This is a genomic window from Streptomyces sp. CAU 1734 (assembly GCF_039888735.1).
Taxonomy (GTDB): domain Bacteria; phylum Actinomycetota; class Actinomycetes; order Streptomycetales; family Streptomycetaceae; genus Streptomyces.
This window is the reverse complement of sequence record NZ_JBDQQP010000030.1, coordinates 17509-27612: the sequence shown is the minus strand read 5'-3', so window position 1 is coordinate 27612 and position 10104 is coordinate 17509. Positions and strand designations below refer to the sequence as shown.

Here is a 10104-nt window from a genome sequence, read left to right as displayed (position 1 = left end):
GGCCGGGGTGTTCGCGGGTGTGGCCGTCGGCGAGGCGGTGTGGCTGGGGTTGGCGCGCTCCAGGGCCGCCGCCCTGCCCGGACCTGGCCGGCGCCGGCCTCGTCGCCGGGCGCGCCGCCGCTCACCCCGGCGGCGAAGGCGCCCTGCTGTTCGCCGCGGTGCTGGTAGCCCGGGCGCGCGGCCGGGCTGGCTGTCCGTGTCGGGTGCCGCTGCGGTCCGCCGCGCGCCCTGCTGGACAGCGTCGCCGTCCTGCCGGCGGCCGGTCGCCGGGCCGTGTGGAAGGAGCTGTGGGCGGTGCTGGTCAACGGGCGGCGTCGGCGCGGCCCGTCACCGGTAGCCGTTCCCGCCCGGGTGCGGCGGGGGGAGGGGGCCGGGCGGCGGGTCCGCGTCGCCGGCCCGGCTCGGGTCCCGGTGCGGGCCGGGAGGGCGTGCTGCGCGGGGGCCTCGGTCCGGGTTCCCGGGGGCGGCGGCGGGCGCTCGTGCGGTGTTGTGCGCTGTCTGCTCGCCGGGGCCGTCATGGGTGCCTGTGGCGGGGTGAACTCCGGCTGCCGCACCGCGCGCTGGTCTGTGACGGGCGGCGGCGCCGATGTTCCCGGACTCGGTCCGCCGGCATGCCCGTTCCCGGCGCGCCGGGCGCCGGTGCTGGACGCTGCCCGGGGCCGGGCTCCGGGCGGGCGGGGCCGCAGTCGCCGTGCGCACAGGCCCGCCGGCGGGCGGGGCTCCGGACGTTCCGGCGGTGGCGGGCCCCGCCTGTGACACATATAGCTTGACTGATAATGCCTTTAGGGGTAGATTAATGAATGCCCCGAGTGGGGGTGATGCCATCGCAGAGGAGTGACCAGTGAGCCGGTTCAGCGAGATGCCCGCAAGCCCGAAGTCGGAGGGCGGCCTCGTACCGGCCGCCGAGCTCCCGGCAGGGCCCGCCGAGGGCACCGGTGACGTCCCGTCGGTACTGTCCGGGGACGCCGCAACCCCGGCGGAGATCCCGCCCGGCGAGTACTGCCCCCGCTGCGAGCGCAACACCCTCTACGGCATCGAGTGCGCGTACGGCGGCCACATCATCATCACGGCCCTGCCGGTCGAGCCGTGCCACCCCCCGGCCTGGTTCGAGGGGTGCTGCCCGAAGTGCTTCACCGCCGACCCGGAGGTGTGGGAGATCAGCGGCAGGCTGAAGTGCACGGTCTGCGCGGAGGGCCGTAGCCGGTGGGGTGAGCGGGTGAAGGCCGCACCGGGGTGGCGGGCGCGCGCCCGCCCCGGCCTGGCGTGGGTCGACAACCCGGGGGAGCTGTCGTACGCCACCGTGTACGCGGACGCCACCGTGTACGCGGACGCCGCCGTGGGAGCCGCGTAGGCCCGGCCCGCCCGGCCCCCGCCCTCCGCCCGTGCTTCCGCGTCCGCCGCCGGGCTCCGCCGCTCCCGCCGCCCGGGCCCATGCCGTTCCTGATCCGCTGCTCCCTTGCTGCGCTGCCCGCCCGCCGCCCGGGCCGCGCCGCAGGGCCTGCCTCCCCGTACGGCTGTGGTGGCCTCCCGCCGCAGCTTCCGGCCGGCGCGCGCCGCGTATTGCCGCTGGTCGTGAAGTTGTCCGGGGTTGTTCGGCGTTGTTCGGCCGAATTCGGTGGTCCGCGCCTCCCGGCCCGGTTGCGGCTCAAGGACCGGCTGTCCGACGTTGTCCGATGGCGTCCGACGACGTCCTCGCCCCGACGCCGCGCCAGCCGGGGCCGGGCCGTGCCGGCTGCGGCTGGTCGAGCCTCCGGTCGGCACGGGCGCTGTTCATCGGCGAGGACGTGGGCTGCTGCGCGCACCGCACCGTGGTGTCCCCCCTCTGAGCTGCGCCAACATGCTGCGAGCCCGCCCGGCCGGAGGTCCGGCCCGTACCGCTTCACCACGCCGCTCCCGGTCGCCGCGACTTCCCAATGCCTCTCGGCGATGTCGCCCCGCTTCTGGCCGACCTGCCGGAGACGCCGCCCCGGCCGCCCGCCTCCGCCGTCGCTCCGCGCCCGTCGCCGCGCCGTCCGGCCGCCTGTTGCCGGCCTGCTGCGCTCCGGCCTCGGCCCCCGCGCTGGCCGCTGCGGGCTCTGCCGCTCGGGTTCTGCCATGCGGCCCGGCCCGCCCCGGCCGGCCCGCTCCCGCGCCGCCGCCCCGCCGCCCCGCCGCCCCGGCCTTCGTCCCGGCTCGCGTTCGCGTTGCCGGGTGTCCGGTCCCCGTCGCCTGAGCTTCCGCTGTCCGCCGGGGTGTGGTCGGTGGTGGGGTGTTCGTGCCGGGGGGTGGAGTGTTCAGCGGTGTTCGGTGGTGCTCGGTGAACATCACCGGTCGTACCCCGGCCGCCGCCGTACCCCGCGCGGTCCGTCCGGCCGCCGGCCGCCCTGGGCCGCCGCCGTACCCGGCGTCCGTCCGTGTCCGTCTGCCGTGCTCCGGCCGGGCCGCCGGGTCCCGCTCCTGGCCGCCTTGTGGCCCGGGTCCGCAGGTCCATGCGGCCCGCGGCGTGTTTGGCCGCTCCGTACGTCTCCGTCGCGACGCCGATCCGGCCCATGGCCTCGTCGTCGACGAGGGCGTCGGTGAAAGCCGGCCCGGGCGGGAACAACCGGTCGGAGTCCTCGTCCTCCTGGCGCAGCCGGGCGAGGCAGCCCGGTGGCCGGGGTGCTGCCGAAGGACGCGGTGGGCGCCGAGCGGACCGACCGCCTCGGCCGCGCCGCCGGGGAGACGGCCCGGGGCCGGTACCGGGCCCGGACGACACCGTCAGCCGGTCCCGCGCCGTCACCCGGCCGGTTCGGGCACCGGCGCCCGGGCCCGGTCCATAGGGTGGCGGGGTGACACCAGAACCTCCCTCCCCGGCGGCGGACTTCTCCCGGATCCGGGCGGCCGCGGCGGCGCTGGACTGCCCGGCCGGGCAGCTCCCCGTGGCGGTGGCCGCGTTCACCGGCGCCCCGGCGCCGGTACCGGGCCCGGCCCGGAGCCTGCTGGAAGCGGTGTTCGCGGTCGTGGACCGGGTCCCGCGGCACGAGATCGGCACCGGTGACCTGACGGCCGCCGCCGAGGACTGGCCGGCGCTGTCGGTCACCGTGCCGGCGACGCCGTGGCAGGCGGCGGCCCTCGTGGACCGGCTGGTGGACCTGCTGCGCCCGCTGAGCGCCGGACGGCTGCGCGAGGTGGCGGCCGGCCTGGGAGTCGGGGTGGGCGACCTGGTCCTGCGTCTGCACGCCGCCGTCGAGCCGGACGCCCGCGACGAGCCGGAGAAGCCGGCCGGGCGGACGCTGCGCGACGCGCTGGACGCGGATCCGGCCGCGGCCCTGCGGGTGTGGACGATGGCGGTCGGCGAGCTCGCCGCCGGGGACCCGGACGCCTGGCCTCGGGTGTTCGAGGACGCCCTGCGCGGCACGGTCCTGGAGGCCCTTGCGCGGGCGGCGGCCGGCCTGCTGAGGGTGTCCCGCTTCGCCCCGGCGCCGCTGGAGTGGACCGCCGACGGCAGGGGCCTGACCGCCTGCCGGCCCGTGCCCGGGTCCCCGCACGGCCTCCAGGCCCGGCTGATGCCCGCGCCGGCGCAGCGGCCGCTGCTGCCCGGCTGGGACCGGCCGGTGTGGCCGGACGGCACGAACAGCGGGGCGCCCGGGGGCGCGTGGCGGTGGGAGGCCGGCTGGCCGCTGCCCGACGGCACGTTCCAGCCACAGGCGGGGTACAGCGCGACCGAACAGTCCCGGGCGCTGGCCCAGTTCGCCGCCGAGCAGACCCTCGCCGAACTCCTCCCGCGCGCCCGCGGTCTGCGCCAGAGCTTCACCGGCCGACTGCTCATCCCGCGCTCCCGGCCGCCGGCCGGGGACGATCCGGCACTGAGGGTGGTCACTCTGCGCTCGCTGCTCCGGGGCGTCAGCCGGGCCGGAGGCGACGAAGACGACGACGAGGCGCCGACCCGGGCCCAGGCGTGGCAGCGGATCGCGGAGAGCATCAGCCTGCCGGCCCCCCGCCACCCGGAACCGGCCGCGGCGGACGAGCGCACCCTCGCGCAGCTGACCGACTTCCTCGCCGCCCAGGCCGTGGTGCTCACCCCGCCCGCGCTGCGCTACCTGGCCGGAGCGGACCACCACGCCGGCCCGCTGGCCATGGACCGCCGGCACGCCCGCGGCCTGCGCCGCGCGATGGAGCCGGCCACCGCCGAGGAGGCCGCACAACTCGAAGCGGACCTGGGACCGCTGCTCCCGGGCACCGCGTGGACCGAACTGCTGGACGCGGCCGGTCTGGAGCGCTTCCTCGACGCGGAGCCGTAGGAAGCGGCGCCGGTACGGCTCCGGCCGTCGCCGCCGTGCACGGTGAGGCCGGCCGGGTGCAGGAGGTCCGGCTGTGGAGCGCCCGGGCCAGCCGGATCCTCAAGGACGGCCGCGCTGCCCGCCGGGGGCGGAGCGTACGGATCGCCTCGGCCGCGCTGCCCACCCTCGGCCGCCGCCCCTGAAGTCCCGCGCGGCCGGGCCCGGTGCGGGCCGCCGCGCCCCGGTCTGAGGCGTCATGACACCGGTGGGGGGTCCTGGCGTGAGCGGGCCGCGGTGATCGCCAGTTCCATTTCCGTGCGGGTGACGAGGGCGAGGGCGGCGGCTGTGCGGGGAGCCTGCTCGCGGAGGGCGGCCCACACCCGGATGTGGGCCGCCAGCCGCTGGTCCTGCAGCGCCGTGTCCGGTTCCGACAGGGACAGCCCGTACACGCAGGCGGGGTCGGCGAAGTTCGTCAGGTGCCACAACTGTTCGGCGGTCAGGGGCTCGCCCTGGCGGGCGGCCTCGAGCGCGGCCGCGACGGCCGGCGGGTGTTCACCGTCGGGGTCGTCCAGGACGGTCTCCACCATGAGGTGGAGGTCGTGGGGGTCGACGAGTACCGCTTCGCCGAAGTCGAGACCGAGCACGGAACCACTTCCTGGGGCGGCTTGCCGGGGATGCTGCCGGGCTGGAGCGGCAGCGGCGGGTGCCGCGGTTCGCCCCTGTGCTGGGAACGAGGCTCGGCGCCACCAGGTCACGCGCAGCCGCAGGGTCCTCCCGGAGGATTGCGCCGGCCGCCGGAGCCGACGCGCGAGCGCGCGGCTCGGCCTGCTGCAGGTCCTGGCCGTCCTGGTCCGCCGCCGGGGCCCCGGGTCCGTCGGGGCGCCCGGTTACCCGTTCCAGGGGAGGTCGTCGTCGCCGGTGCCGTCGAACAGCCGGTGGAACAGGTCCATGCGGCCCGCGGCGTGTTTGGCCGCTCCGTACGCCTCGGTGGCGACGCCGATCCGGTCCATGGCGTCGTCGTCGACGAGGGCGTCGGTGAAGGCAGTGCCGGGCGGGAAGATCCGGTCGGCGTCCTGGTCCTCCTGGCGCAGCCGGTCGAGGTTGGCGTCGTGGATGCGGGCGGCCGCCGCTTCGTGGGTGAGCTCGGCGGCCTCACGGACCGGGTCCGGCGGGTGGAGGCGGTTGGTGGTGTTCACCGGGTCACGGTAGCGGCCGGCCGTACACGTGCTCGCTGCGCGCCCGGAGTGGCCGGCCGGTTTGCCCGCGGGCATGGGCCCGTTCGCTCTACGGTGCTCCGGTGGAGAACGAGATGCTGCCCGCTGCCGGACCGCTGCCCCCGCTCGATCTGCCGGAGGTCGACGAGGTCCTGGCGGCCGCGCTCCGCGCGCAGGGCGAGGCGGGGTCGCGGGCGCTGGGCCTGCTGCGGGACGCGGCCCGGGTGCTGTCCGGCGCCGGCGGCCTGGAGCGGCCGGCGGAGGTCGCGGAGTCGTGCCTGCGCGGCGCGGCGGACGCGCTGCTGAGCCTGCCGGGCGCCCCGGTCGCGATGGGCCTGAAGGCCGCGGCGAAGGACCTGTTGGACGCGGTGGACGCCCTTGCCAGCCCATCCGAGTCGGCTGCGCCGCCCGCGCCGCCGGGCGGGCGGGCGGCGGACGCCGAGCGCACCCCGGCCCGGGCGGCCGGTGCCGCCCCGGGGCCGTCCGCCGGCGGGGGTCCTGCGGGATCCGCCGACGAGTCGGCCGGGGGCGGGGCGAGTCCGTCCGCCGGCGCGGTGCAGCGGGTGCGGGACGCGGCCGAGGTGCTGCGGGGGCAGGTGAAGCGGCCGGGCGGTTTCCACCGGGCGCGGGCGGCGGGGATCGCGGTGCGGCTGATGGGCGTGGAGCTCGGCGGCGCGCAGGAGCGGGCCTTGGACGTGTGGGGCGATGTGTACGGGAAGACGTCGGGCACTCTGCACGGCGCCGGAGCCGACCCGGCCCGCGGCGCCGCCCTGTACCGGCAAGTCCTGGCGGCGGCGCGGGAGTTGCTGGTGCCGTTGCCCGGCCGCGCTGCCCGCGTCCTGGAACTGGCCGCGCTCGTGGACCCAGGCGAGACGGAGGCGCGGAAGCTGGCCGGCTGGGCGGACCCGCGCGCCACGGCGTACTTCTTCCGCTCCGGCCCGGCCCCGGCCTGGCTCGGCGTGCTGGACGAGTACGCCGATCACCTGCTGCTCGCCGACGAGCAGAGCGGCGCGTGGCCAGCGGCCCCGTTCCTCGAGCACCTGGCCGCCGCGGCCCCGGACACCGCCCGCCCGTGGCTGGCCGCCCGCGCCGAGCAGGTCGCCGCCGGCGGCCCGGGCGCGCTGGACGCGCTGCTGCGCCTGGCCCTGGCCGGCGCCCTCACCCCGGCCGGGGTCCGCTCGCTGCTCCCGTACGTCACCGCCCCTGCCCGGCCCGGGGCGCCGTCCGGTCAGGGCGGGTTCACGCGCCGGCTGGCGGCCCGCTGGGCGCGCACCCTGGCGGCGGGGTCCCGGGACGGGGACTGGCTGGTGGTGGTCGAGACGCTGCTGACGGACGCGGTGGACGCCGAGCACGCCGGCCACCTGGCCCTGCAGGCGGTGCTGGAACGCGCGCACGCCGCCCAGGATGCCGCGGAGGCCGGCACCGCACCGGCGGCCGGCGCCGAGCGCGCCGCTGCACTGGCTGATATGGAGCTTCAGGAGGCGATCGCCCGGCAGAGCGCCGACCGCCTGCCCGGCCACGAGGTCGCGGGCCTGCTGAGGGAGTTGACGGCGACCGCCCACCGCACCGCTGCCGACGGCGGCCCGTTCCGGTGGGCCCGCGCCGTACGCGCCGCGGTGGCGGGGCTGCTGCGCCGCGACGTCGAGGCGACCGCGCCCGCGGCCCGGCATCTGGTCTTCGACGTCGACCTCGACGAGGTCCGCCTCGGCGACCCGGCCGCGTTCACCGGTCCGGTGCTGGCCCGTACCGTCCTCGACCTCGCCGCGGCGGACGCCGCGGCCGGTCTCCCGCTCGCCGAGCGGCTGCGGGCGTGGCCCCGGATCGAGGAGGCCGACCCGCACCTGCACGCCCGCCTGCTGGCCGCGCACCTGGCGGCCCACCCGCCCCACCCGGGCACCATCGCGGGCCCGGGTGCCCCCGCCCCCGTCGACGCGGTGGGGGAGTGGTGGGAGCGCGCGGTCGAGGTCACGGTCCGGCTCCTGGCCGCCCGCCCGGCCCCGGAAGGCGCCCGCCTGGCCGGCCTCGTGCTCACCACCTGCCCGCCCGAGCGCGCCGACGGCCTTCAGCAGCGGGCCCGGGCGGCGCTCGGCCCCGCCCCGGCGGCGGCCGAGCTGGAGCAGATCCTGCCCGACGGCGCCGAGCGGGTCGACGGCACGGTGGAGCCGCTCGCGTCCTGGCTGCGGGTGTGGGACTGGTCCCCGGTCCTGCCCGAGGCGTTGCTGGAAGGGTTCGGTCCGCTGCTCGCCGCGGTGCGCCGGCTGCGCCCGGACGGCCCGCCCGACCCGCGCGCCGCCGAGCACCCGGTCCCGCTCAAGCGCACCGTCGCGCTCGCCGAGGAGGAGGTGGTGGAGCTGGCCGCCGCGGCCGGCCCGCTCGAAGCCGCCGCCGCGCTGGCCGCCGCCGAGGACGCCGGCGCCGACGGGTACGCGATCGTGCTGCACCGCCTCGTCGAGGCCGGCCCGGCCGCCTGGAGCGCCGACGTCCCCGCCGTGCTCGCCGCCCTGGGCCGGGCGGAGCTCGGCGCGTTCTACCTCGCCGCCGTCGCGGGCGCCGCGCACCGCCCCGGCGCCCTGCCGGCCGGCCCGGCCCCGGCGGCGCGCGCCGCCCTCGTGCTGCGCCGCACCCTGCCCACCCCCGCGCCCGGCCGACCGGTCCCCGCCGCCGTCCTGTTCGCCGACCAGGCGCTGTTCGACCTCCTGACCGTGGTGTGGCGCACCGGCGCCGACCTCGCCGAGGACCTGACCTCCGCCCTGGACCATCTCCACGCCCTCGCCGAGCCGCTCACCCGCCCGGCCGGCCCGCCGCCCGCACCCGGCCCGGACGACGCCGTGCCGCTCGACGACGGCCCGGCCGGGGCCCTGCTCGGCTCGGACCCGGCGGTGCGCGCGATGGGCTGCCTGCTGGAGTACGCCGCCGCCCGCGCCCGGGCGGACACCGGGTTCCCCGACGACGTCCTCGGCCTGGTCGCCGGCGCGCTGGCCGCGCGCGCCGGCGACGAGGCGGTCGCCACTGCGGTCGGGGTGCGCCTGCCGCTTCTGCACCGCCACGCCGCCGAGTTCACCGCCGCGCACCCCGAGCTGTACGACCTCGCGCCCGGCCGGGTGACGCCGGCCGCCGCGTGGCTGCGCTGGGGTGGCCACGACCCGCTGCTGCTCGCCGCCCTCGGCCGGGCCCGGCTCCTCGACGCGGTGCGCGGTCACCTTCCCGGCGCGGATCGGCACCTCGCCCGCACCCTGCTCACCGACACCGGCGACGTCCTGGGCGAGGCGCCGGCCACCTGGACGGAGCTGGCTACCGGCCCCGAGGGGGCGGCCGCGGTCTCCCGGCTCCTGGCCGCGCTCGCCGCCGATGCCCCGCGCAGGCCGGGACCTGGCGGCGCCCCGCTGGAGCCGGCCGCCCGCACCGCGGTGGATGCGGCAGCACGGTGGTGGACCGCGGCGCTGGACGCCGGCCTGCCGCCCGGCGCGCTCGCCGCCGCCGGCGACTTCGCCGACACCGCCCTCGACGACACGGTGTGGCTGCCGCTGGCCCGCCGCAGCGCCGCCCACACCCCGGCCCAGACCTGCGCCGGCGACATCGCCGCACGCGCCGCCGCCCACCCGTGCGACGACGACGCCCTGTTCCTGGCCGCGCACCTGCTCACCCGCCCCGCCCCCGACCCCTGGCACGACATCGAGGTCCGCGCGCACGCCCGCACCCTGCTCCTGGCCGCCGAGGCCCAGCCCGCGCCCGACCGCTCAACCGCCACCGAGCTGCTGCGCCGCGCGCTGGTGGAGGCAGGGGAGGTGGACCTGGCCCGGACGACGTCGACGACCGGCTGACCGACCCGCTCCCGTCCGCACTACCCCTCCCCGTCCGCTCGGCACGGCCCGCCACAGCCCCTGCCCAGGGCCCGCATCGGGCCGCCCGCTCCGCAGCGACCCCGCCGGACTCGCGCCGCCCACCGGGGAGTTGCTGCTCGCACCGCCCGACCGCCCCGGCTCCGCACTCGGCCGCGCGCCGCCCTTCCGTCGTACGGCGCCGAGGCGCTGCTCACCCGTCGGGGCTGCCAGGCACGTCCCGGTCGTCCCGGCTGCCGGTGCTCCGTCCCCGCCATGCCGGGGACGGAGCAGGCTGGAGCGTGCCGAGCAGCCGGGGCTCGCCATCGCCCGGCAGCCGGCCGGACCCGCAGGACGCCGGGATCGGCCCCCGGCGGCGGCCCCGGCACGCGTTCGCCGGTGGCCCCGCGCCTCCACCCGTCCGCCGGTAGATGGGAAACCGGCCCGGGGGCCGAAGGGGCCGCGGTGTCGTGTGTCCGGCTGGCAGACCGTATGCCGCTCCGCCAGGAACACCCGAGCCGGGCTCTGGTGACGGCCGGATCCTGCTGCGGTACGGGTCGCCACGCCCCTGCCCAGCCGGCTGTTCGCCGCAGGCCAGCGCCGCTGCGGCCCGGCGGGACGGCCCTGACCGAGGACCGGGTACGCCCTGGAACATACCGCTGCACTGCCGTGGTGCCCCCGCTGGCCCGGACGTTCCCCGGTGCCGTGCCCGGCCGCCCGCGTCCCCGCGGTGCTCGCTGCCCGGGCGGAGCCCGGCGCGATCTGCCCCGCCGCCGCGGGCGCCGCGCACCGTCGGCGCCCGGCCGACCCTGGCCTGCCGCCGTTCCGTTCGAC

7 protein-coding genes are annotated in these 10104 nt (G+C 79.0%); 5 read left to right on the top strand and 2 right to left on the bottom strand.

The window, feature by feature from the left end; all coding sequences use genetic code 11:
• Positions 1 to 841: 841 nt before the first annotated feature.
• The 4 genes from AAFN69_RS34570 (at position 842) to AAFN69_RS34555 (ending at position 4441) form a co-directional block, all read left to right on the top strand.
• The gene (locus AAFN69_RS34570; RefSeq protein WP_347732910.1) at positions 842 to 1351 is read left to right on the top strand and encodes a hypothetical protein; all 510 of its coding nucleotides are present in this window, start codon (positions 842 to 844) and stop codon (positions 1349 to 1351) included.
• 322 nt (positions 1352 to 1673) lie between these two features.
• A complete protein-coding gene (locus AAFN69_RS34565; protein WP_347732909.1) occupies positions 1674 to 1826 on the top strand; it encodes a hypothetical protein in 153 nt (50 codons plus the stop codon).
• A gap of 981 nt (positions 1827 to 2807) precedes the next feature.
• On the top strand, positions 2808 to 4259 hold the full coding sequence (locus AAFN69_RS34560; protein ID WP_347732908.1) for a hypothetical protein: 1452 nt from the start codon (positions 2808 to 2810) through the stop codon (positions 4257 to 4259).
• Between the two features lie 35 nt (positions 4260 to 4294).
• Positions 4295 to 4441: a hypothetical protein gene (locus AAFN69_RS34555; protein ID WP_347732907.1), complete on the top strand. Its 147-nt coding sequence runs from the start codon at positions 4295 to 4297 to the stop codon at positions 4439 to 4441.
• A gap of 51 nt (positions 4442 to 4492) precedes the next feature.
• Here AAFN69_RS34555 and AAFN69_RS34550 read toward each other — a convergent pair whose 3' ends face one another.
• On the bottom strand, positions 4493 to 4882 hold the full coding sequence (locus AAFN69_RS34550) for a hypothetical protein (protein ID WP_347732906.1): 390 nt from the start codon (positions 4880 to 4882) through the stop codon (positions 4493 to 4495).
• Between the two features lie 243 nt (positions 4883 to 5125).
• Positions 5126 to 5434 (bottom strand): hypothetical protein, encoded by a 309-nt coding sequence (locus AAFN69_RS34545; protein ID WP_347732905.1) that lies wholly within the window; start codon positions 5432 to 5434, stop codon positions 5126 to 5128.
• Positions 5435 to 5535: 101 nt separating this feature from the next.
• On the opposite strand from AAFN69_RS34545, the gene AAFN69_RS34540 reads away from it, so the two are divergent.
• On the top strand, positions 5536 to 9273 hold the full coding sequence (locus AAFN69_RS34540) for a hypothetical protein (RefSeq protein WP_347732904.1): 3738 nt from the start codon (positions 5536 to 5538) through the stop codon (positions 9271 to 9273).
• Positions 9274 to 10104: the final 831 nt, after the last annotated feature.